General features: G+C 53.9%; 18 protein-coding genes. 10 read left to right on the forward strand and 8 right to left on the reverse strand.

The genetic code is table 11. From position 1 onward, the window contains the following. Nucleotides 1-12: 12 nt before the first annotated feature. The 3 genes from ACN0VM_RS00910 to tpiA all read right to left on the reverse strand — a co-directional run bounded on the left by ACN0VM_RS00910 (nt 13) and on the right by tpiA (nt 3,008). Entirely contained in the window at nt 13-1,644 is a 1,632-nt protein-coding gene (locus tag ACN0VM_RS00910; protein WP_417448946.1) for a CTP synthase, read from the reverse strand. A gap of 120 nt (nt 1,645-1,764) precedes the next feature. Further along, nucleotides 1,765-2,094 carry a preprotein translocase subunit SecG gene (secG, locus tag ACN0VM_RS00915; protein ID WP_417448947.1) on the reverse strand — a complete coding sequence of 110 codons (330 nt, stop codon included), beginning with the start codon at nt 2,092-2,094 and terminating at the stop codon, nt 1,765-1,767. Between the two features lie 164 nt (nt 2,095-2,258). Next, nucleotides 2,259-3,008 carry a triose-phosphate isomerase gene (gene tpiA, locus ACN0VM_RS00920; RefSeq protein ID WP_417448948.1) on the reverse strand — a complete coding sequence of 250 codons (750 nt, stop codon included), beginning with the start codon at nt 3,006-3,008 and terminating at the stop codon, nt 2,259-2,261. A gap of 252 nt (nt 3,009-3,260) precedes the next feature. On the opposite strand from tpiA, the gene ACN0VM_RS00925 reads away from it, so the two are divergent. Both ACN0VM_RS00925 and trpE read left to right on the forward strand, forming a co-directional pair. Continuing rightward, the gene (locus ACN0VM_RS00925; protein WP_417448949.1) at nt 3,261-5,189 is read left to right on the forward strand and encodes a SurA N-terminal domain-containing protein; all 1,929 of its coding nucleotides are present in this window, start codon (nt 3,261-3,263) and stop codon (nt 5,187-5,189) included. A 5-nt stretch (nt 5,190-5,194) separates the two neighbouring features. Continuing rightward, nucleotides 5,195-6,718 (forward strand): anthranilate synthase component I, encoded by a 1,524-nt coding sequence (trpE, locus tag ACN0VM_RS00930; protein WP_417448950.1) that lies wholly within the window; start codon nt 5,195-5,197, stop codon nt 6,716-6,718. 10 nt (nt 6,719-6,728) lie between these two features. Here the strand turns inward: trpE and ACN0VM_RS00935 are convergent, their stop codons facing one another. After that, complete coding sequence (locus ACN0VM_RS00935) at nt 6,729-7,769, reverse strand: divergent polysaccharide deacetylase family protein (RefSeq protein WP_417448951.1); 1,041 nt, start codon at nt 7,767-7,769, stop codon at nt 6,729-6,731. A gap of 226 nt (nt 7,770-7,995) precedes the next feature. Here ACN0VM_RS00935 and ACN0VM_RS00940 point away from each other — a divergent pair, with 226 nt between their 5' ends. The 6 genes from ACN0VM_RS00940 (at nt 7,996) to lexA (ending at nt 12,959) form a co-directional block, all read left to right on the forward strand. Continuing rightward, the gene (locus ACN0VM_RS00940) at nt 7,996-8,571 is read left to right on the forward strand and encodes an anthranilate synthase component II (protein WP_417448952.1); all 576 of its coding nucleotides are present in this window, start codon (nt 7,996-7,998) and stop codon (nt 8,569-8,571) included. Between the two features lie 4 nt (nt 8,572-8,575). After that, nucleotides 8,576-9,613 (forward strand): anthranilate phosphoribosyltransferase, encoded by a 1,038-nt coding sequence (gene trpD, locus ACN0VM_RS00945; protein WP_417448953.1) that lies wholly within the window; start codon nt 8,576-8,578, stop codon nt 9,611-9,613. Beyond that, entirely contained in the window at nt 9,606-10,400 is a 795-nt protein-coding gene (gene trpC / locus ACN0VM_RS00950) for an indole-3-glycerol phosphate synthase TrpC (RefSeq protein ID WP_417448954.1), read from the forward strand. Before trpD ends, trpC begins: the two co-directional genes overlap by 8 nt. Nucleotides 10,401-10,480: 80 nt before the next feature. Further along, nucleotides 10,481-10,957, forward strand: a complete 477-nt coding sequence (gene moaC, locus ACN0VM_RS00955; RefSeq protein WP_417448955.1) for a cyclic pyranopterin monophosphate synthase MoaC — start codon at nt 10,481-10,483, stop codon at nt 10,955-10,957. Between the two features lie 24 nt (nt 10,958-10,981). After that, nucleotides 10,982-12,175 (forward strand): gephyrin-like molybdotransferase Glp, encoded by a 1,194-nt coding sequence (gene glp, locus ACN0VM_RS00960; RefSeq protein WP_417448956.1) that lies wholly within the window; start codon nt 10,982-10,984, stop codon nt 12,173-12,175. Between the two features lie 100 nt (nt 12,176-12,275). Then, nucleotides 12,276-12,959, forward strand: a complete 684-nt coding sequence (gene lexA, locus ACN0VM_RS00965) for a transcriptional repressor LexA (RefSeq protein ID WP_417448957.1) — start codon at nt 12,276-12,278, stop codon at nt 12,957-12,959. A gap of 131 nt (nt 12,960-13,090) precedes the next feature. Here the strand turns inward: lexA and ACN0VM_RS00970 are convergent, their stop codons facing one another. After that, nucleotides 13,091-15,214, reverse strand: a complete 2,124-nt coding sequence (locus tag ACN0VM_RS00970; protein ID WP_417448958.1) for a ComEC/Rec2 family competence protein — start codon at nt 15,212-15,214, stop codon at nt 13,091-13,093. Nucleotides 15,215-15,463: 249 nt separating this feature from the next. Here ACN0VM_RS00970 and gltX point away from each other — a divergent pair, with 249 nt between their 5' ends. Further along, the gene (gene gltX, locus ACN0VM_RS00975; RefSeq protein WP_417448959.1) at nt 15,464-16,867 is read left to right on the forward strand and encodes a glutamate--tRNA ligase; all 1,404 of its coding nucleotides are present in this window, start codon (nt 15,464-15,466) and stop codon (nt 16,865-16,867) included. A 51-nt stretch (nt 16,868-16,918) separates the two neighbouring features. Continuing rightward, nucleotides 16,919-18,205 (forward strand): citrate synthase, encoded by a 1,287-nt coding sequence (locus tag ACN0VM_RS00980; RefSeq protein ID WP_417448960.1) that lies wholly within the window; start codon nt 16,919-16,921, stop codon nt 18,203-18,205. A gap of 141 nt (nt 18,206-18,346) precedes the next feature. On the opposite strand, the gene fabZ is transcribed toward ACN0VM_RS00980, so the two are convergent. Genes fabZ through bamA form a run of 3 tightly spaced genes read right to left on the reverse strand, consistent with a single transcriptional unit; the run spans nt 18,347 to nt 21,923 of the window. Continuing rightward, nucleotides 18,347-18,784: a 3-hydroxyacyl-ACP dehydratase FabZ gene (fabZ, locus tag ACN0VM_RS00985; protein ID WP_417448961.1), complete on the reverse strand. Its 438-nt coding sequence runs from the start codon at nt 18,782-18,784 to the stop codon at nt 18,347-18,349. 26 nt (nt 18,785-18,810) lie between these two features. After that, complete coding sequence (locus ACN0VM_RS00990) at nt 18,811-19,398, reverse strand: hypothetical protein (RefSeq protein WP_417448962.1); 588 nt, start codon at nt 19,396-19,398, stop codon at nt 18,811-18,813. Between the two features lie 23 nt (nt 19,399-19,421). Continuing rightward, nucleotides 19,422-21,923, reverse strand: coding sequence for an outer membrane protein assembly factor BamA (bamA, locus tag ACN0VM_RS00995; protein ID WP_417448963.1), 2,502 nt, complete (start codon nt 21,921-21,923; stop codon nt 19,422-19,424). Nucleotides 21,924-21,983 lie beyond the last annotated feature (60 nt).

The following is a 21,983-nucleotide window of genomic DNA, read 5'->3' on the forward strand; positions in this document are numbered from 1 at the left end:
AATTCAAGCGCTTTATACTAAGCGGCTTTGCTTCAGTGCAGCAGCCACAAAACTGGCAAACAAAGGATGAGGATCAAATGGTTTTGATTTCAGCTCCGGATGATACTGCACACCGATAAACCAAGGGTGACCTGGAATTTCCATAATCTCGGGCAGTTCACCATCTGGCGACATACCGGAAAACAGAATGCCGGCCTCTTCCAGTTTCTTCACATAGCCGATATTGACCTCGTAGCGGTGCCGGTGACGTTCGGATATCTCGGTTTTACCATAGATTTCCGCGACCTTAGAACCTTCCTTCAGGTGGGCCTCATAGGCGCCAAGGCGCATGGTGCCGCCAAGATCGGTATCTTCGGTCCTTTTCTCGACGCTGCCGTCCTCCCGCACCCATTCCGTAATCAGGCCAACCACTGGATTTTGCTGTTCCTCAAACTCGGTCGAGCCAGCATCCTTGATACCAGCAAGATTTCGGGCCGCTTCAATCGTTGCCATCTGCATGCCGAGACAAATGCCAAAATATGGTATGCCGCGTTCCCGTGCGAAAGTAGCCGCTGCGATTTTGCCCTCTGTCCCTCTTTTGCCAAAACCACCAGGCACAAGGATCGCATGCACGTTCTCCAGCCGTGACATGGCATCCTCACGCTCAAATACTTCAGACTCAAACCATTCTATGTTCACTTTGACCTTGTTTGCTATCCCGCCATGCATAATCGCTTCGTTGAGCGATTTATAGGCGTCTTTCAGGCCGGTATATTTGCCGACCACAGCGATGGTCACTTCGCCCTCAGGATTCTTGATCCGGTCAACGATGTCTTCCCATGTTGCCAAATCTGGTTTTTGCGAATGCGCGAGGCCAAAAGCCTTCAACACCTCAATATCCAAGCCTTCCTTGTGGTAGGATATTGGGACTTCATAGATTGTTCCAACATCCATAGCTGGAATTACCGCAGTTTCTGCTACGTTGCAGTAGAGAGACATCTTGCGACGTTCACCGTCAGGTATCGGATGCTCGGACCGGCAAACAAGTATATCCGGCTGTATACCGATAGACCGCAGGTCCCGAACGCTATGCTGGGTTGGTTTGGTCTTGAGTTCACCCGCGGCTGCCAGATACGGCACAAGAGTGAGATGCACAAAAATCGACCTGCCCTTACCCAGTTCGATCGACAACTGGCGGATGGCCTCCATAAAGGGGGCCGCTTCAATGTCACCAGCCGTCCCACCCACTTCACAAAGAATGAAATCAATGCCGTCCTGCTCGGCCAGCGCAAATTCCTTGATGGCGTCAGTCACATGCGGGATGACCTGCACAGTGCCGCCGAGATAATCGCCGCGACGTTCTCTCTGAATGATCTGCTGATAGATACGCCCAGAGGTAATATTATCGCTCTGGCGCGAAGCGACCCCCGTAAATCGTTCGTAGTGACCAAGGTCAAGGTCGGTTTCCGCACCATCATCGGTAACGAACACCTCACCATGCTGGTAGGGGCTCATGGTTCCAGGGTCTACATTTAGATAAGGATCAAGCTTGCGCAGGCGCACGGAATAGCCCCGAGCCTGAAGAAGCGCCCCCAGAGAGGCCGACAGAAGGCCTTTCCCCAAAGAACTAACCACACCACCGGTAATGAAAATATAGCGCGTCATGAAGCCTCTCATAAATCCAAAAAGCACACAGCTACCCAGCAGCCTCAGGCTGGGACACCTCTACCAATACTAGCTTACACAAAGAGAAGCGGGAGCTCTTGGCCCCCGCTTTGCAGTCTCTCAACCCTCACCGTCCTCAGGAACGGTTGGTATTTCAGGGAGCTGGCTGTCGCCCTCTTCCAAACTTTGCTCTACCGCGGCATCCAGCACGGCATCTTCGCCGCGCTTGTTGGCGGCAAACCATCCAAGAAGAAGCGAATTTGCCAGGAAAACGATCGCGAGCCACTTTGTCGCTTTCGTCAGCAGGTTACCAGCGCCGCGAGCGGTCATCATGCCACCCTGACCACCACCACCGATTCCCAGTGCACCACCCTCAGAGCGCTGAAGCAGTATAACCGCGACAAGGGCAATTGCCACTATAAGGTGGATGCTGAGTAATACGGTTTCCATATAACCTATCCTAAAAACTCTCTGACTGACGCCCACCAACGACATTATGCAAACCATGCAAAATTGACGGACTGTTCAAAGCGCGGTTTCTATCCCATCAAGGTAGGCTTTGCCAAGCGCAAATTACAGGCAAAGCCTAGATTAATTTTCTTATAGCATCGATATCAGCGATAAGCTTCGATAATACCGTTCAAGTCAGCGGCTTTGAGGCTTGCACCACCAACCAAGGCCCCATTGACATTGTCGGCCGCCATTAACTCTTTGGCATTCGAGGGCTTTACCGAGCCGCCGTATAATATAGCAAAGCCTTCGCCTGCATCTTCAAAGCGCTCAATCAGAGCCCTTCTTAATGCGGCGTGAACATCAGCAACGTCGGCCACCGTTGGCGTTCGGCCGGTACCAATTGCCCATACAGGTTCATAAGCGACAATAGTATTGTGGGGTGTTGCAGCGGCTGGCACTGATTCTGCAACTTGCGACAGCACCACATCAAGAGTGCGCCCCGCGTCTCGTTCTGCTTCCGTTTCCCCCACACAAACGATAGCCTTCAACCCCTCCGATAGAACCGCTGATGCTTTGTCTTGCACCAATGCGCTTGTCTCTGCGTGGTCCGCGCGTCGTTCAGAATGACCAACAATGACATATTTCGCGCCTGCGTCACGCAGCATCTCGGCGGAAATATCACCGGTATGCGCACCACTTTGAGCAGCGTGACAATCCTGCGCGCCAATCGCCACTCCGGCATAGCCGGCTGACGCAAAAGCGGACACCAGCGTGAATGGTGGGCAGATGAGTACATCACAATCTGCGTCCCCGCCGTCTTTCAGCATACCGGCAAGCGCTTCAAGTTCAGCCTGACTTGACATCAGACCGTTCATTTTCCAGTTTCCTGCAACCAGAGCAGTCGGTTTCATAATTGCGACCTCGTTATAGTTTTTATGCTGACTTTATGGTGCGCTCCTTAGCAAATTGATACAAGGATGACTAGGCTTTCCGAGCGTCGGGCCTCAGGCAAGAGCACCCACACCTGACGATATCGCCGTTTTCTGCTATTTCCCTTGTTGCGAGCGCGAAAAACCATGCTTATGATGCGCGCCCTATAGCCGGTGGTATCATTCACTACCACCGAACAACAAGTAGCGTTTTACCGACGGGAGCACGAGTGCATGCTGTTCAATCTTCGTGGGGCACTGGACTCCATTTTTGTCAAAGTCCTTTTGGGTCTGCTCATTGCAGCCTTTGCCATTTGGGGCATTGGCCCCGGCATGCTGGCCGGCAGCACCAGAACGGTGGCCAAAGTCGGGGAAACTGAGGTATCGACGCAGGTTTACGCCAACGCCGTCCAGCGGCAAGCCCAACAACTGCAGCAGCAGTTTGGTGGACAAATGACCTCCGAGCAAATTATCCAGGTGATGAACCTCGACCAGCAGGTGCTCGGCCAGATGGTGTCAGACGCCGCCGTCGCCGAACATATGCGAAACATGGGGCTACGAGCTACTGAGATTCAACTTGCTAAGGAAATCCGCTCTTTCGAGGCATTTCAGGCGCCAGATGGCAGTTTCAGCCCGGAAATGATGGAACGCGCGCTTCAAAGTGCCGGCTTCTCCAAATCTGAACTCTACAGCGACCTGCGTCGCAGCATCGCGCGTAACCAACTCATGGGTAGCCTCGACGGTGGCAAGCTACTGCCCCGCGCCTTCGCAGAAGAACTTTATGTTTGGCAGGCAGAACGTCGTCGCGCAGCAATGATCAATTTTTCAGCCAGCGATATTACCAGCATTGCCGCCGCTTCGACGGAAGAGCTTGAAGCCTATTATGAGGCTTCGAAAGCAAACTACATGACGCCGGAACGCCGCAGCTATCGTTATATTATGCTTACGCCGGCACAATTCACCGATAAAGTTGAACTGATCGAAGATGATATCATTGCAGCCTATGACAGCCGTCGTGATGAATTTGTGAAGCCAGAGACCCGTTCACTGCTTCAGGTCAGTTTCCCGTCAGAAGAGGCTGCCTCAGAGTTTATAGCCTCCGTTAAAGGCGGCGCGGATTTTGTGACAGCTGGCGCCGAAGCAACCGAGTTTACACAATCAGAAATCACTCTTGGCGCCAATAGCTATGAAGACCTCCGTACAAGTTTCGACAGTGATACGGCCGAGGCTGTTTTTGCTCTTGAGACCGGTGCCCTGACCTCCCCCATAGAAGGTATCGCAGGCTGGAGCGTCTTTAAGGTTGACGCTGTGACACCCGGGAACACAGTCGGCATCGACGACGCCCGCGCTGAAATTGAAGCCAGCCTTCGCGAAGAGCACGCGATTGATCTCATGTTCGACTTCTTGCCGGACCTTGAAGACGCGATAGCTGAAGATGGGTCACTCGCACCAGTCGCCGCAAAGCTTGAGTTGCCATTGGCCACAGTTACCGCGATTGACACACAGGGTAGAAACCCATCCGGTGAACAGGTGGTAACCCAGCAAAACGAATATGCTGTCATGCAGGAAGCCTTCCGGCTGGAAACGGGAATAGAACCTGAGGTCAAGGATCTTGACCCAAGAGATAACACTAAAGGTGTCTACCTCGTGGAACTCGCCGAGGTTCAAGAGCCTGTACAACAAAGCTTCGAGGACGTTAGCCCACAGGTGCGCACAGCTTGGCAGGCAGAAGAACGTCAACGTCAGGCGGCGGTGATTGCGGAACAGGCGAAAACCCGGCTGATGGCTGGCGAGGACGCAGAAAAAATCGCCGACGAGCTGGGAGGTACATCATTTGACGCAAAAAATGTAACCCGTACTGCTGACGGCAACTCGGGCCTGTCGCAGAATATCCGCAGTCTCATATTCGATCTGCCGCTCGGCGAAATCGATGCAGAGCGGGCGGCCGACGGCAATGGCTATGTTGTGGTGCGCGTGGACAGCATTATGCCTGGCGAACCGGCATCAAATGCGGTCGCCGTTGATAGACTATACGAACAGCTTGTTGCCCAGTATCAGAACGAGCTGATTCAGGCATATCAAAGCCATCTACTGGATATCTACGAGCCCGAGGTAAACCGCAATATCGTGCAACAGCTTTTCCGTAGCCAGGCAGAGCAGTAAACACTGTGAAAGACACGGACATCTCCAACTCAGGCAATGACATAGAGGCGCAAGAACGCCTCTATGACGCTGGCACGCCGCAGGTTGTCGCAACAACATTGGTTGCCGATCTCGATACACCTGTTTCCGCCTACATCAAGCTAGCGGTAGGGGAAACCTATTCCTGCCTGCTTGAATCCGTTGAAGGCGGTGAAAACCGTGGCCGTTATTCGATCATCGGTCTGCGGCCCGATATAGTTTGGCGAAATGAAGGCGAAAAAGTTTCTATCTGTCGTGATGCAGATGAAGGGGGTAGCTATCAGATACTTGATGACAAACCGCTGGAAAGCCTGCGTGCACTGCAACAGGAAAGCCTGATAGACCTGCCGCATCCCCTGCCCCCCATGGCGGCAGGCCTCGTGGGATATATGGGCTATGACATGGTCCGGCAGATGGAAAAGCTGACAACGGCAAAGCCCGACCCTTTGGGGCTGGCAACCTCTATCTTCATCCGCCCTACGATCATGGCCATTTTTGACAGCGTCACCAACCTGATCACTTTGGTAACGCCTGTGCGGCCGCAAAACGGTGTTACAGCAGAATGCGCACTTGCGAGCGCTGATGCCCGTCTGCAAACGATGCTGGATAGGCTCGACAGCCCGCTGCCGCTTTCCCATTCAATGGCTGCAGCGACCATGCAGGAAGCTACCTCCAATACAAGCCGCAAGCGATTTTATGAGATGGTAGAGCGTGCTCAGGATTATATTCTGTCAGGCGACATCTTTCAGGTGGTTCTCAGTCAGCGTTACTCCATGCCATTCGAGCTTCCTCCCTTTTCCCTTTACCGTGCGCTAAGGCGAACCAACCCCTCTCCGTTCATGTATCACCTCGCTTTCGAAGACTTTGCCATCGTCGGCTCCAGTCCGGAGATACTGGTGCGGTTGCGCGATGGGGACGTCACCATCCGTCCGATTGCAGGCACCCGAAAGCGTGGCGCCTCACCAGCGGAAGATACAGCCCTTGCCGACGACCTCCTGTCGGATCAGAAAGAACTGGCAGAGCACCTGATGCTGCTTGATCTTGGGAGGAATGATGTTGGACGCGTGGCCAAACCGGGTACGGTAAAGGTGACATCCCGTAACAACATTGAACTTTACTCGCATGTCATGCACATCGTCTCCAATGTCGTGGGGAAAATCGACGACAACCGCTTCGACGCGATCGACGCCCTCGCGGCAGGCTTCCCGGCGGGGACCGTCTCAGGCGCCCCAAAGGTCCGCGCAATGGAAATAATTGATGAACTGGAGGTTGACGCACGAGGCCCCTACGCCGGCAGCGTGGGTTATTTCAGCGCGAACGGTGCTATGGATACCTGTATCGTTCTCAGAACAGCTATCGTCAAAGACGGCGTAATGCATGTGCAAGCTGGCGCTGGTGTGGTCGCTGACAGCACTGCAGAATCTGAATTTCAGGAGTGTGAGAACAAAGCGCGTGCGCTGGTCTCCGCGGCAAAAGAGGCGCTTAGGTTCGCACGTTCAAACCGCGGCTGATGAATAAACATCACCTTGCTTCCCCGCCGATAACCTTTATCGGCTGCTGAGCCTGCTTCTCTGCCATTATCTGGCTCAAGGGTACAAGCGCAAACCCTCTGCGTTCCAGCGTATCGCGCCACACTCGCAGTGTCTCAAGCGTGACATCGTATGGATGTCCGATTGCAACAGCATATCCCCGGCGCAAAGCAATGCGTTCAGCCTTTGCCAACTGCTCCAGAACCGCGTTTTCTTCGCGGACATTATCCAAAAAGATATCCCTGGCGATATACGCAACACCTGTCGCCCTGGCCGCACGTGTCCCTACACTTTTCGGGGATGTCAGGCTATCCAGAAACAGGTGCCTCTTAGCGCGCAGCCGCACCATGACACGTACCATCGCACCTGCATCCTCCGTAAGCTCGCTCCCCATATGATTATTAATCCCGACATACCCTTCGAACCGGCTCAAGTTCCATTCAAGCCGCCGGTCAAACTCTTCCGGCGTCAGGTCCGTGAGGAGCGCATTTTTTCCGGGATCCGCATCATTGCTCTTCGGCTGCATCGGCATATGAACCATTAGTTCATGCCCAGCCTGCTTCATCAAACTCGTTTGGCTACCGAGGTTGTCCGCGTAAGGTAGGAAGGCCAGAGTATACGGCCCCTGCATGCGCGCAAGCGTGAGGGTTGCCTCCTCAGACAAACCCAAATCATCAATGACGATAGCGAGGATGGGTTTGTCCACATGAGGCCAGAGCGCGGCAAACTGTTGCCACGCGGGCTTGGCGGCTGTTTCGGGGCCTTCCGGTACTTCTGATACCCGACCGCTCGTTTCGATAGGTAGAGCGAGAGAGGCAATCGCGGCCCCAACAGTCGCACCTGATTTACCATTTGCAGGTTTCTGCCTGCCTCGCTTGTCCAATACGTCGGTCACCATGCTGGGAGCGGCTTCTTCCCCGGCCATTCCCCCCGGAATAGCGGCGACATCACCCTCTGCCTGAGGCGCTATCGCCGCAAGCTGCGCTTCCCCCTCATCCTTCAGTACAACGACAAGCGCAAATATGCTGGCCAAAACGATCCCGACATAAAGATATACACCCGCACGTCTTAATCGTTGCCACGGTGTGAAATTTCTATCAGCGCCTAAGGTGGAATTTGATTTTTTTTGCCCGAACACTTTCAAATACTTCAATTAATCTTCTGCGTGGATGCATTTGTCGCGACTTGACCAGTCCAGCATTGACATTCCCCCTGAAAGCCGCATTGTCCAACTGTTTCAAGAATCAGGGACCAAGGGAATGTATATTCTGATCGATAACTACGACAGCTTTACCTACAATTTGTACCATTATCTGGTGGAATTGGGGGCAAAAGTTGACGTGTACCGAAATGATCAGGTCTCGGTCGCCGAAGTGGTGAAAAAAGCCCCTAAAGGTATTATCATCAGCCCGGGCCCCTGCACACCGAATGAAGCCGGGATATGTCTGGAGCTTATCGATGTAGTAAAGGCTGACATCCCGGTGTTTGGCGTCTGCCTTGGTTTTCAGAGCATCGGACAGGCCTTTGGCGGCACCGTCTGCCGCGCGCCCTATGTCATGCATGGCAAAACGAGCTGGATAACACACACCGGCAGCGGAATTTTTAAAGGATTACCAAGCCCTTATGAGGCTACGCGGTATCATTCCCTTATCGTTGCGCGAGACAACTTGCCTGATTGTCTGGAAGTCACGGCGGAGACCGATGACGGCCTTATCATGGGCCTGCAGCATAAGAAATATCCCTTGCACGGGGTTCAGTTCCACCCGGAAAGCATCGCGTCAGAGCATGGCCACGCTTTAATGAAGAATTTTATTACCCTCTGCGAACAAGGTTAACACGATGTCAGACCTCAGACCCATTCTCGCTAAACTGGCTGACGGCCACTTTTTAAGCGCGGCCGAAGCGCAAAAAGCCTTTGATATCATCATGTCCGGAGCAGCGGACCTTGCGCAGATGGCCGCCTTCAGCATGGCCTTGCGCCTGCGCGGTGAACAGGTTGACGAGATCGTGGGTGGCGCCAGGGTTTTGCGCGCCAAGGCCGACATCATAGCTGCGCCTGACGGGCATATCGATACCTGTGGCACTGGCGGTGACGGCATCGGCACATACAACATCTCGACTGCGGCAGCCATTGTTGCAGCCGCAGCAGGCGCGGTGGTGGCCAAACACGGTAACCGGTCGGTGTCGTCCAAGTCCGGCTCGGCGGATGTCTTGGTATCGCTTGGCGCCAACCTGGAGATGAGCCAGGCGGCAAATGAAGAGAGCCTGCGCACGCTCGGTTTTGCTTTCATGTTTGCCCCGTCCCATCACCGGGCCATGCGTCATGTTGCACCCGCACGCGCATCCCTTCAGTTAAGAACAATCTTTAACCTATTGGGTCCACTCGCAAATCCAGCTCAGGCAAAAAGGCAAGTTTTGGGAGTCTTTGACCGAAAATGGTTGCGTCCCATGGCCGAAGTACTAAAGAAGCTGGGTAGCGAACATGTGTGGGTCGTGCATGGCAGCGATGGCCTTGATGAGCTGACCGTCACCGGCCCGACCTATGTTGCAGAGTTAAAGAATGGCAGTATCCGGGAATTCGAGGTAAGTCCCGGCGATGTTGGCTTAAATATGAGTGATATCAATGCGTTAAAGGGCGGCGACGCCGACGTAAACGCTCAAGCTTTCCGTCAACTAGTGGACGGGCAGCCCTCCGCCTACCGCGATATAGTGCTGATGAACACAGGTGCCGCACTGGTTGTGGCGGGGATGGCGGCGACTTTGCAGGACGGCGTGGATGTGGCCCAGGCTACAATCGATAGCGGAAAGGCTAAAACCACACTATCCCAATGGATTAGCTTTACCCAGGCCAACAAGCCGGAGCAAGCCGATGCGTGATATCCTTGCTGAAATCTGCGGCCGAAAACGCGCGCACGTCGCTGAGACAAAGGCTGAAATATCTTTTTCAGAACAAGAGGATAGAGCAAAAAAAGCCGATAGCCCACGCGGCTTTATCAACGCACTTAAGGCCGCGCGTGCTTCAGGCCGCTATGGTTTTATATGTGAAATCAAAAAAGCCAGCCCTTCAAAAGGCCTGATACGGGCGGATTTTGATCCCGCCGAGTTAGCGAAAGCCTACGAGCAAGGCGGGGCAACGTGCCTTTCTGTTTTAACAGATATCCCTTATTTTCAAGGACATAACGACTATCTTATCGCCGCGAGAAGCGTTTGTGCATTGCCTGTTTTGCGCAAGGATTTCATGGTTGACCCCTATCAGGTGGTTGAGGCACGCGCGCTCGGTGCCGACTGTATTTTGCTAATCATGGCTGCCCTTGATGACACTCTTGCCGCCGAACTGGAAGATGCCGCTCGCAGCTTTGGCATGGATGTACTTATCGAGGTTCACGACGCGCCTGAACTTGAACGTGCGCTTAAATTAAAAAGTGAATTGATCGGTATAAATAATAGAAACTTAAAGACAATGGATGTTTCACTTGAGACCACATTGTCGCTTGCACCCACCTATGCGAACGACCGTATCGCCGTCGCAGAATCCGGCTTGAGAACATCTGACGACCTGCAGAGATGTGAGGCGGCGGGTGCCGGATGCTTCCTGATTGGCGAGACCTTCATGCGCGAGGCCGACGTTGCCGCCGCCGTCAAACGCTTACAGAAAGCAGGCTGAAAAGCCTTGAATGTCTGTGCAAAAAAGCGTGAAATCTGTGCAGCAGATGCGCAATAAATACAGTAAAAAAGAGGGATTCTGTGCCAAAGCTGAGCCATCTTGACGACAAGGGTGCGGTCCATATGGTCGACGTAGGTGCCAAGCCTCTGACCTCTCGCACTGCCATTGCTGAGGGCTTCCTCGAAGCGCAGGCAGAAACCCTTGACCTGGTCTTCAGCGGCGACCTGCCCAAGGGTGACGTGATCACCACGGCAAAACTTGCTGGCATCATGGCGGCAAAAAAAACCAGCGACCTCATCCCGCTTTGCCACCCGCTGCCTGTCACCAGTGTGAAGGTGGCGATTGATCGCATCAATAACACCCGAGTGCGGCTGGAGGCCACGGTGAAAGTGGCCGGTCAGACCGGGGTTGAGATGGAAGCCCTTACAGCCGTGTCCGTCGCAGCGCTGACCTTCTATGACATGGCCAAGGCTGTCGACAAAGCAATGCAGATTGACGGCATTCGCCTGCTGATGAAAGAAGGCGGCAAATCCGGGCTCTATCAAGCCGACACCTAGCCATATAAAAAAGGACAACAGGTTATGATCAGCGTTGAAAAGGCATACGAGCATATCGTCACTGGAGCAAAGCCGTTGACGACAGAACGCCTGCCAGTCGCTGAGACATCCGGTCGTGTGCTGGCCGCACCGCTGGCGGCCCGGCGCTCCCAGCCCGGTTGTAGTCTTTCTGCCATGGATGGTTACGCGGTGCGGAGCGCCGAGCTGGACGGTGAGATGAAAGAATTTACCGTTGTAGGTGAAAGCGCGGCGGGTGATCCGTTTGACGGCAGCATCAAACCCGGCCAAAGCATTCGTATTTTCACCGGTGCGGCGGTGCCGGACGGCGCAGATCAGGTAATCATCCAGGAAAATGTCGAGCGCAGGGACAAGAACATCTTCACGCGAGAGCCCGCAGCGTCCGGCAAGAATATCCGCGTCATGGGAAGCGATTTTTTTGACAAACAAATCGTGCTGGATTCCGGTACCTTCATGACACCGAAATCAATCGGGCTCGCGGCCTCTGCGGGTCACAGCCACTTGATGGTACACCGCGCGCCAAAGGTTGCGATCCTGGCAACAGGCGACGAGCTGGCGCCTCCCGAGCAGAAAAGTTTTAAAGCCCACGAGACAGTCAACAGCACGGCGCCGCAGATTGCCGCTTTGTTAAACGATGCTGGCGCCATATGTATGTATATCGGTCAGGCAGGAGATAGCCTTAAATCCCTGCAAGCCGCGATCAAAAAGGCAAAAGGTGCGGATATCCTTATTACGCTGGGCGGTGCGTCCGTGGGCGACAAGGACCTGATGCAACAAGCCCTGTCGGCTGAAGGCATGACGCTGGATTTCTGGAAAGTGGCCATGCGCCCGGGAAAACCGCTGATTTTTGGCCAGATTGCTGACATGCGTGTACTCGGGCTGCCCGGCAACCCGGTATCCGCTTTTGTCTGCGCGCTGCTGTTTGCCCGCCCGCTGGTGGATCAGCTTATGGGTCGCCCGTCCCCACTGCCCACCGGCGTACCACTGCCGCTCGCCACCGATATGCCCGCCAATGGTTCGCGCCAGCATTATGTTCGTGCCCGGCTCATCGGTGTGCCAGGGCAGCGTACTCTTGATCCTGCCGTCGATCAGGACAGTAGCCTGCTGACAGTTTTGTCGCAAAGCGATGGTCTGATCATCCGGCAACCCGAGGCACCAGCCGCCAAAGCTGATGATTTCGTTCCCTTTCTGCCCTTCTGATTACAAGCTCAGGCTATTCGAAACGAAGCCAGCGCTTGACAATCAATCAAAAGGTGAACTAAAAGAGAACATACCGAAAACAAATTGGCGGAGAGACGCAATGCTTACGGCAAAACAACAGCAACTTCTTGTATTCATTCAGGAACGGTTGGCTGAAAACGGCGTATCCCCGTCTTTTGATGAAATGAAAGACGCCCTTGGCTTGAAATCCAAGTCAGGTGTACACCGATTGGTCAATGCCCTTGAAGAACGCGGATTCATCCGCCGCATGGCTAACCGTGCCCGCGCGCTGGAAATCATTAAGATGCCCGAGAAGGCAACTGGTACAGCTGCAAGCAATGTGGTCGCGGGCAATTTCGGCGCTGCCGGACCACGTGAAGTTACCGCGCGAGAAGATCGCGGTGTTGAAATCCCGTTGCACGGACGTATTGCCGCAGGTACTCCCATCGAAGCTCTGGAAAATCGCGATAGCTTTGTTGCTGTCCCGCCGGGCATGTTGGGCCGAGGCGACTGCTTTGCGCTTGAAGTATCTGGAGATTCCATGGTGGAGCTAGGCATACTGGATGGCGATACCGTTGTGATTGAAAGCACGGACACTGCCCGCGACGGTGAAGTTGTGGTGGCCCTTGTCGACCGGGAGGAGGCAACACTGAAAACCATCCGCCGCAATGGACGTTTTATCGAGCTTGTACCGGCAAACAGAGACTTTAGCACGCAGGTAGTTGAAGCGGCGCGTGTACAGGTCCAAGGCCGCCTTGTCGGTTTGTTACGCCAATATCACTAACTGGTTATTGATGCTGTCAGCCAAGCGTTTAAGCTTAATTCAGTTACGCCAGCGCGCACGCCTTTTTACTTTGCCTTGCCTGTATCAATGCGGCGTTGCTGGCCTTGCATGTTTTGTTATTTCGCCTGTTGTCAGCGCCGATCCCTCGACCGGTGCCATGGACGGTTGCCCTGCGGCTGGCTCCATTGAAATGACATATCGGTAGGTGCATCGGTAGTGGACCGATCAAAATAGATGGCTACTGTGCCACGATACTCGAAATTCTCAGCGTATATATACACACCGGCACCCTTGCAAAATCCCCGCCAGCGCCAGGAACCAACAACAATATCACCCGCACTACACGCCTGCCGAAGTGCAGACATTGATTTCAGCACGGTCACATAACGCCCTCCACCCAGAGCTGTCCGGCACGCGGCGGCGTCACAGTGTCGGTGCAAAAGTCCCGCCTCATGATCAAGGTCCAGCCCCCAGTACCGTCTCCAGTTTTCGTCCCGGTAACTATCCCGCCTTCCGCCGACAACCAGCAACCTGCCAGATGCTTGGTCAGCGCGGGCGATTACCCTGCCCTCCCGGTCCAGCAGCACATCCGCGGTATGATCAAAGGGCATAAAGGTTATGGCAATAAACACGACCATGGAAGCAGGACCAAGAAACTTATGCCGCAGTAATAGAAGGCTGCAAAAGAGAATACTGGCAAGCATCAGATATAAATCAGACGGCGCACCTGCACGATATACAGCATAGGGAAAGTGGGCAAAATACTGCGCAAGCCAAATTACCCGCTCCAACCCAAAGCCCATTATTTGCGCAAATATTTCGTGAAGCCCCAGCGGCATCAGCACGAGCGTGGCAAGCGCAAGCGGCATAACAACGGCACTCATGATCGGCACAACAACAACGTTCGCCAAAATACCAATCAATGATAATGTTTGGAAATGATAGAGCGCGAAGGGGGCGATCGCGACCTGAGATATCAGGCTGGTAAACGCCATGAAAAAAACAAACCGTGCAAGCCGTTTTAGCGGGCCCGCTTCACGCGTTGATGTCCAGCCGCGCGCCGATAATATTTCATACACGGCGATCAATGCCGCAGTCGCGGCAAAAGACATCTGAAAACTGACACTGAGAATAGCCTCTGGCCACAGGGCCAGGATCGCGAGCGCCGCAAGCGCTATGCTTCGCAGCGACAACACCCTGCGGTCTGCAAGCACCGCGAGAAGCGCGACACTGATCATAATGAAGGCGCGTATGGTGGCAATCCCCATACCGGAAAGCAAAAGATAAGCACATGCCACGCCCCAGGCTACCACTGCGGCGATTTTTTTAGGCCGGACCCGAAGAGCGATCGCGGGGACCGCAGCAAATAGGTATTCAATCACAAAAAATGCCGCTGCGGTGATAAGCCCCATATGCAGCCCCGATATCGCCAAGAGGTGGGCAAGGCCAGCATCCCGGATGGCGGCGGATGTCTCCTTGTCGATATAGTGGCGATCCCCCACGGTCAACGCAGCGGCCACAGCGCCAACCTGACCAGGCAGGATGCGAAGCAGCTCTTCCGCGATCTTATTACGTATTGTCAGCAGGTTTAAGCTGAAACCATTCGTCTGCTCCGCGTCGTTGATCACAACAACGGCTGATGCCGCATACCCCTCCCCACCGATACCTTTAAAAAAGCGAGCACGGGCAAAATCATAACCGCCAGGGACAACTGGGCTAAGCGGCGGCGCCACAATAGCCTTAAGCGATACGCTGGTACCCGGACGAACTGAATCGGGAATGCGAGTTCTGACAATAAGGCTTATGCGCTTCGGCAGACCGATATGCACATCATCCATGGCTGTTGGGCGCAATGTCAGGCGCGGTGAGCGGTCAGGGCGTTTATCAAAGCGTTCCACCACGCCCGTGAGCGCGGTATAATGTTCGCCATCCAATTGAGGGCCGACCACATCCATAATGCGCCAGCTTGATGCAAGGCATGCCAGCAAAAGCATCATGATCAGTTGCACGCCAAAATGCCGCCACGCCCGCCGCCAAAACATAAGCCCTACATACATAAGACATACCGGCAATATATACCAAAACCCCGGGGGCGCTGCCGACATTGCAATATAGGCTGCGCACATGGCACCAAATGTCATGGTTAAAACCATCAGGCGCCATTCACCATGGCGCCACGTCTGGTCTGTAGCCAGCTCCCTCAGTGTTCCGCGGACAAAGCCAAGTGAACGATTTCGCCACGTGTGCGCCGTCATGACACAGACCGCCAGATGCAGCTACTTTGTTCTTTTTGTCGCACCACCCTCGACATCTCCCTCATGCATTCACATATAACCGACTGCTTGTCGCGCAGAAGAATATTTTTTGCGCTGCGGCAATTTGTGTTGTCAGAAAACTTGTGCTACAAGCCTGACAAGCTATCTTCACCGACGTTATCAAACATTTCCAGCGTCGGTATTTTGTATTTAACAACAAAGGTTTAGTCCCTGAGCATGCAAAAAAACATGCCCAAAGTGGTAACGCGGTTTGCACCGTCTCCAACCGGCTTCCTCCACATTGGTGGTGCCCGGACAGCACTGTATAATTGGCTCTTTGCCCGGCACCATGGCGGCGAGTTTTTACTGCGCATTGAAGACACGGACCGCAAGCGCTCCACGGATGAAGCGATTGACGCCATCCTTGCTGGTATGCGCTGGCTTGAACTTAAATGGGACGGCACCGAAGTCAGTCAGGTTTCGCGCGCTGACCGGCATCAGGAAGTCGCGCTTGAAATGCTGGCCCAAGGCAAGGCCTACCGCTGCTACGCAAGCACAGAGGAAATTGGCGAAGCACGCGACGCGGCGCGCGCTGATGGCCGCAACTTCCGCGGTGACCTGTGGCGCGACCGTGACCCAAGCGACGCCCCTGAGGGCGCCCCCTATGCTGTGCGCATCAAAATGCCGCGCGAGGGTGAGGTAACCATCAATGACGCCGTTCAGGGCGAGGTGACGGTCAAAAACGCGGAACTGGATGACATGATTATCCTGCGCTCGGACGGCACGCCGACGTATATGCTGGCTGTGGTAGTGGATGACCATGACATGGGCGTGACCCATGTTATCCGCGGTGACGACCACCTTAACAACGCTTTCCGCCAGTATCAGATTTACGCCGCCATGGCATGGGACCTACCGGTTTACGCGCATATCCCCCTGATCCATGGACCGGATGGCAAAAAACTCTCCAAACGCCATGGTGCGCTCGGGGTTGAAGCCTATGAAGAAATGGGCTTCCTTCCGGAAGCAATGCGCAACTATTTGTTGCGTCTGGGCTGGAGCCACGGCGACGACGAGATTATCTCAACAGAAGACGCGATCAAGTGGTTTAACCTTGAAAATATTGGCCGCGGCCCTGCCCGCTTTGACTTTGACAAGCTTGATAGCCTTAACGGACACTATATTCGTGAAGCGGAAGCAGATCGCCTCTTGTCAATTATCAAAAGCGGACTAGAAAATACACTGAGCCGTGCGCTCGATGAGACGGAAGTGGCGCGTATTCGTCGCGCACTGCCCGCGCTCGCCGAACGGGCCAAGAGATTGCCTGAGCTTGCTGAAAGTGCGTCTCTTTTTTGTAATACACGCCCGTTAGAAATAACGGGCAATGCCGCCAAGCAACTGACAGGCGATGTGCTGCCAGTGCTTGAAAAAGCGGCGAACGAATTGGAAGCTGTCACCGAGTGGACTGCACCGGTGATTAAAGCTGCCATTATGTCTTTTGCGCAAGCAGAAGACCTTAAACTTGGCAAAGTGATGCAGCCGATACGGGCCGCTGTGACCGGAGGGAAACAGTCCGGCGACCTGGTGGAAACCCTGGAAATATTAGGCCAGGACGAGACCATCGGCCGCTTGAGGGACCGCGTTGCCGCGTAATCCTTTAGTCTGTAGTGGCAGACATTTGATTTTTGAGAAGGAGTAAGGACCATGTCGAATGATCCCCTTAAACTGGCCGGCGCCGGCTCTGACGTCGACCTTCCTGTTATGGAGGGGTCTGTAGGTCCAAAGGTGCTTGATATCCGGAAGCTGTATGCGCAGACCGGAATGTTTACCTTTGACCCGGGCTTTACGTCCACGGCCAGCTGTGAATCCAAAATCACCTATATCGACGGTGAAAAAGGCGAGCTGCAATATCGTGGCTACCCGATTGAACAACTCGCTGCCGGCAGCGACTTCATGGAAGTGTGTTACCTCCTTCTATTTGGGGAACTGCCGACCAAAGCGGAAAAAGAAAAGTTCGTTCATGACATCACCCACCACACCATGGTGCACGAACAGCTTCACCGCTTTTTCAGCGGTTTCCGCCGCGACGCGCACCCGATGGCGATCATGGTTGGTGTTGTCGGGGCTCTGGCTGCCTTTTATCATGACAGCACAGATATCAACGATCCGCACCAGCGCATGGTGGCCAGCTACCGTCTGATCGCCAAGATCCCGACGATCGCCGCAATGGCATACAAATATTCGGTTGGTCAGCCGTTTGTCTATCCGCGTAACGAACTGTCTTACGCTGCCAACTTCCTGCACATGATGTTCTCGGTGCCGGCGGAGGAATATAAAGTCAGCCCGACGCTTGAAAAAGCCATGGACCTGATTTTCATCCTGCACGCAGACCATGAGCAAAATGCATCCACCTCGACCGTTCGTCTCGCCGGTTCGTCAGGCGCCAACCCGTTTGCCTGCATTGCCGCTGGTATTGCTTGTCTATGGGGCCCGGCACATGGCGGCGCGAATGAGGCTTGCCTCAATATGCTCGAGGAAATTGGCACTGTTGACCGCATCCCCGAATTTGTCGCCCGCGCAAAGGACAAGAGCGACCCGTTCCGCCTCATGGGCTTCGGTCACCGCGTCTACAAAAACTTCGACCCGCGCGCGACCGTGATGCGCGATACAGCACATAAGGTTCTTGAAGAACTGGGTGTGGATGATCCACTCTTTGACGTAGCAATGGAACTTGAGAAGATTGCCCTTGAGGACGAATATTTCGTCTCCAAGAAGCTCTACCCGAATGTGGACTTCTACTCGGGCATCATTCTCAAGGCTATGGGCATTCCAACAGCCATGTTCACCGTTCTGTTTGCGCTTGCGCGCACCAGCGGCTGGATCGCGCAGTGGAAAGAAATGGTGGAAGACCCGACACAAAAGATCGGTCGCCCGCGCCAGCTGTTCACCGGCTCGCCAAAACGCGACTATGTATCACTCGACAAGCGCTAAGCTTTTTACCGCAGTAAATTCGGAAAGGCCGGTCATTCGACCGGCCTTTTTATTTGCTTGATGCAAATCTGGTGATCCTGACACAAAAAAAGGTGGCCACTATCGGACCACCTTTTCGCATTCTTTTATATCCTTGTCGTATCAGCCACCAAGCATGGCCGTAAGCGTGGCTTCGGTAACAAGCTCACCGTCCACATAAGCTTTTCCGTCGAATTTCCACACCGCCCCCCGGCCGCGAATTTTCGCCAGCTTCATCTCAAGCCGGTCACCCGGCACAACCGGGCGGCGGAACTTGGCACCGTCAATCGCCATGAAATAGACCACCTTACCCTTTGCATCATCCCCAAGGAAATCGATTGCAAGAGCACCAGCTGTCTGTGCCATCGCTTCCAGGATCAAAACGCCCGGCATAACTGGTTTTTGCGGAAAATGGCCTGGGAAAAACGGTTCATTGATGGTGACATTTTTGATACCTGTACAGGTCTCTCCCGGCACAATATCAACAACCTTGTCCACAAGCAGGAACGGATACCGGTGTGGTATCAGTTCCATGATTTTTTCAATATCGAATGTCGTCATTCGTGCTCTCCAATAAGCATCAAGGCTTATTGCTGGCTCGGCTCGGCAGGCGCTTCTGCTGCTGGCTTGGGCAGGTTGTTGAGCGTCACATTCGGTAGCTCGGAATCAAGCTTTTCGATGAACTGTGTCGTCACGTCGATGCCAGCTGCCGAGCCAAGCAACAGCCGCTTCATCATGATAACCTGGGCGTCACGCTCGGCCAACAGGCTGCGGATCACCGGCTGGCGTGCGCGCTCAACCTGCACCATGGCTTCCTGGCGAAGCTGGTCAAAGACATATTCAAGCTGTGCCAGTTCCTGCTGGAACCGCACATAGGTTTGCTCGAGTTTCTTTTTCTCTTCTTCGTATTTATCGTTACCGATTATGGCCTTGCGCTTTTCAAGATCAGCAAGCTGCTGCTCGATGGCGCCACCCCGCGTCACCATCTGACGACGTTGCAGAATGCTCTGGCGCAGTTCATTGGTTTGCAGGTTGAAGTCTTTATATGCAGCCGCCTCGCGCTCCACTCGCTCATCATCAACCGTGAGAATCTGTGCCGATGCCGTCACTGACAAGCCAATCACAGCAGCCATGGCGATCACGCCAAATTTGAAAGAATTATACAACTTACCCATTTTTCTATCCCTATGATCTATTCTTAGAATGTCGTACCGACGTTAAATTGTAGCGTTTGCGTACGGTCACCAAGCTGCTTCTTGAGCTGCTTGGAAAGGTCGATACGGAACGGCCCAAATGGCGACTGCCACGAGAAACCAATCCCAACTGATATCCGCGGCGCGGCGCTGTTACCTGACATACAGTTCAGGTCAAGGCCTGAGAAGTCGCTATCGGCTTCTGCCGCATCATACTGAGCTTGCGAGAATGTACATGCATCAAGCGCGCCTTCCTGAGCGCGGAACAACGAACCCACGTCAACAAACGCGGACGCATTGATGCCACTCTCAAGTGCCGCGTCGCCAAGCGGGAAGAACAGTTCGCCCCGGCCAATGTAATAGGCTGTGCCACCAAGTGCATAGTTATTGGCAAAGTCGCGCGGCCCCATACCAGAGGTGTCAAAACCACGAATCCGCGGCCCCCCGATAAAGAATTTATCAGAAAGCCGAACATCCTGACCAAGCCCATGAATAATACCGGATTCACCACCAAGGCGGAAGGTCCAGCCTTCCCATGGCGTCCAGTAATTATCTGTTGTAATAGTCGACCGCACGTAGCGCACATTACCACCCAAGCCGGCGAAGTCCTGACTGAAGTAGAAATTATGTCCCCGTGTTGGGCGAATGATGCTGTTACGAGTGTCAAACCCGACAGTGTAGCCAACAATGGACTGCCAGCGTGTCCCTATCGAATCTTGAATGGTGCGAGGTAGGGCAATGAATTTTTCTACTTCCTGCAACTGCCCGTCACCGCTGGTGTCATAGTCCAAGTCGTCAACAACGCCGTCGTTGTTGCTGTCATAGAAGGTGACCCGTCGATCAATCTCATCCTGATCAGTTATATTCGCTGTATATCTGGCCGAACTAAACGAGCTGTAATACAGATCCAGGCCTTCAGGCAGGATCTGTACATCATCCTGCCTTAGAGTATATCTGGTCGATAGCGTCCAAAATTCGTTGATCGCCATGCCTGCACGCAGAGAACCACCAAGCGACTTGGTGTCAAAGATGGAACCATAACTGCTGGAATCTATCTTGCGGGCAAAGATGTCGAAGCCCGCAGCTACATTGCGGCCGCCAAAATAAGGTTCGGTAAAGCCGAGGTCGATTTCCTGCCGGGTACCGGAGAGCCTGAGACCAAGCCGCAAGTCCTGCGCTTTGCCCATCAGGTTGCGTTCGCGGATCGAAAAATCGAAAATGAAGTTTTCAAGGCTGGAGAAACCAGCACCAAGGTTCAATTCCCCGGTCGCCTGCTCTTGCACGGTAACATCCAGAACCATGCGGTCCGGCTCGCTGCCCTGAATTTGCTCCACGTCAACTTCCCGGAAGAAGTTCAGGCGGTTAAGACGATTTTCCGAGCGTGTCACCAGTGCCGAGTTAAAAGCATCACCTTCCTGCAGGCGGATTTCACGCCGGATCACACGGTCAAGCGTACGGACGTTACCAGACACGTTGATGCGTTCCACATACACACGCGGTGCATCAAGAACCCGGAAAGTGATATCAATCTTGCGGGTTTCACGGTCGCGGTTGATTTGTGGCCGAACGTCGACAAATGCGTAGCCTAGCAGGCCCGCCGCGTTCGACAGTGCCTCGATCGTTTTCTCAATCGCTTCAGCGTTGTAGATATCCCCTTCACGCATCAACAGGAACGCGCGGAAAAGATTTACGTTCACATCGCGGATTTCACTATCCACATCGATCTTGCCAAATTCGTATATTTCACCCTCATCCACTGAAAAGGTGATGAAAAAGTCTTTACGGTCTGGCGTGAGTTCCGACACAGCCGAAACCGTACGAAAATCGGCATAGCCTTCATTGAGATAATGTTGGCGCAGAACCTGCTGGTCATAGGCAAGGCGATCAGGATCAAACGTATCGTTTGAGGTAAACAGCTTCCACCAGCGTGCCTGCTTTGTGGCCAATACGTCGCGCAAGTCTCCGTCGCTGAACTTCTCATTGCCGATAAACTTGATGCTGCTGACCTTGGTTTTAGGCCCTTCCTGAACCTCAAACAACAGGTCCACACGGTTCTGCTCAAGCTGAACAACTTTTGGCTCAATGATCGCAGCAAAACGACCCGAGCGGCGATACAGCTCCAACATGCGCTGCACATCGGACCGCACCTTGGCCCGCGTGAAGACCATCCGGGGACGCAAGCGTACTTCTTCGAGCAGCTCTTCGCGGTCAAGGCGTTTATTACCCTCAAATACGATGCGGTTGATGATGGGGTTTTCTACCACACGCACCAGCAGAGCACCCTGCACTTCCGAAAGCTCAACATCGGAGAAAAGGCCTGTGGCAAAAAGCGTTTTCAGGCTTTCATCAAGCTTGACAGGATCAAAGGGCTCACCTGGAGCTACTGACAAGTATGAGGCGATCGTCTCAGGCTCGACCCTTTCGTTTCCGACCACACTGATCTGGCGGATAACCTGTACCTGCGGCGCAGCCTGTCCCTGCGCCATGGCAGGTACAGAAAACGACATTCCCCCAACGGTGAGCGCAAAAATAAAGCGCCACGTCAAACACAATTTAAATAAACGCAA

The sequence above is a fragment of the Kordiimonas sp. genome (assembly GCF_048260245.1).
In the GTDB taxonomy this organism is placed as follows: domain Bacteria; phylum Pseudomonadota; class Alphaproteobacteria; order Sphingomonadales; family Kordiimonadaceae; genus Kordiimonas.

Coding starts and splice junctions, on each gene's coding strand:
- ACN0VM_RS00910 (WP_417448946.1), bottom strand. CDS start 1,644: ATGACGCGCTATATTTTCATTACCGGTGGTGTGGTTAGTTCTTTGGGG.
- secG (WP_417448947.1), bottom strand. CDS start 2,094: ATGGAAACCGTATTACTCAGCATCCACCTTATAGTGGCAATTGCCCTT.
- tpiA (WP_417448948.1), bottom strand. CDS start 3,008: ATGAAACCGACTGCTCTGGTTGCAGGAAACTGGAAAATGAACGGTCTG.
- ACN0VM_RS00925 (WP_417448949.1), top strand. CDS start 3,261: ATGCTGTTCAATCTTCGTGGGGCACTGGACTCCATTTTTGTCAAAGTC.
- ACN0VM_RS00940 (WP_417448952.1), top strand. CDS start 7,996: ATGTATATTCTGATCGATAACTACGACAGCTTTACCTACAATTTGTAC.
- trpD (WP_417448953.1), top strand. CDS start 8,576: ATGTCAGACCTCAGACCCATTCTCGCTAAACTGGCTGACGGCCACTTT.
- trpC (WP_417448954.1), top strand. CDS start 9,606: ATGCGTGATATCCTTGCTGAAATCTGCGGCCGAAAACGCGCGCACGTC.
- glp (WP_417448956.1), top strand. CDS start 10,982: ATGATCAGCGTTGAAAAGGCATACGAGCATATCGTCACTGGAGCAAAG.
- lexA (WP_417448957.1), top strand. CDS start 12,276: ATGCTTACGGCAAAACAACAGCAACTTCTTGTATTCATTCAGGAACGG.
- ACN0VM_RS00970 (WP_417448958.1), bottom strand. CDS start 15,214: ATGACGGCGCACACGTGGCGAAATCGTTCACTTGGCTTTGTCCGCGGA.
- gltX (WP_417448959.1), top strand. CDS start 15,464: ATGCCCAAAGTGGTAACGCGGTTTGCACCGTCTCCAACCGGCTTCCTC.
- ACN0VM_RS00980 (WP_417448960.1), top strand. CDS start 16,919: ATGTCGAATGATCCCCTTAAACTGGCCGGCGCCGGCTCTGACGTCGAC.
- fabZ (WP_417448961.1), bottom strand. CDS start 18,784: ATGACGACATTCGATATTGAAAAAATCATGGAACTGATACCACACCGG.
- ACN0VM_RS00990 (WP_417448962.1), bottom strand. CDS start 19,398: ATGGGTAAGTTGTATAATTCTTTCAAATTTGGCGTGATCGCCATGGCT.
- bamA (WP_417448963.1), bottom strand. CDS start 21,923: ATGTCGTTTTCTGTACCTGCCATGGCGCAGGGACAGGCTGCGCCGCAG.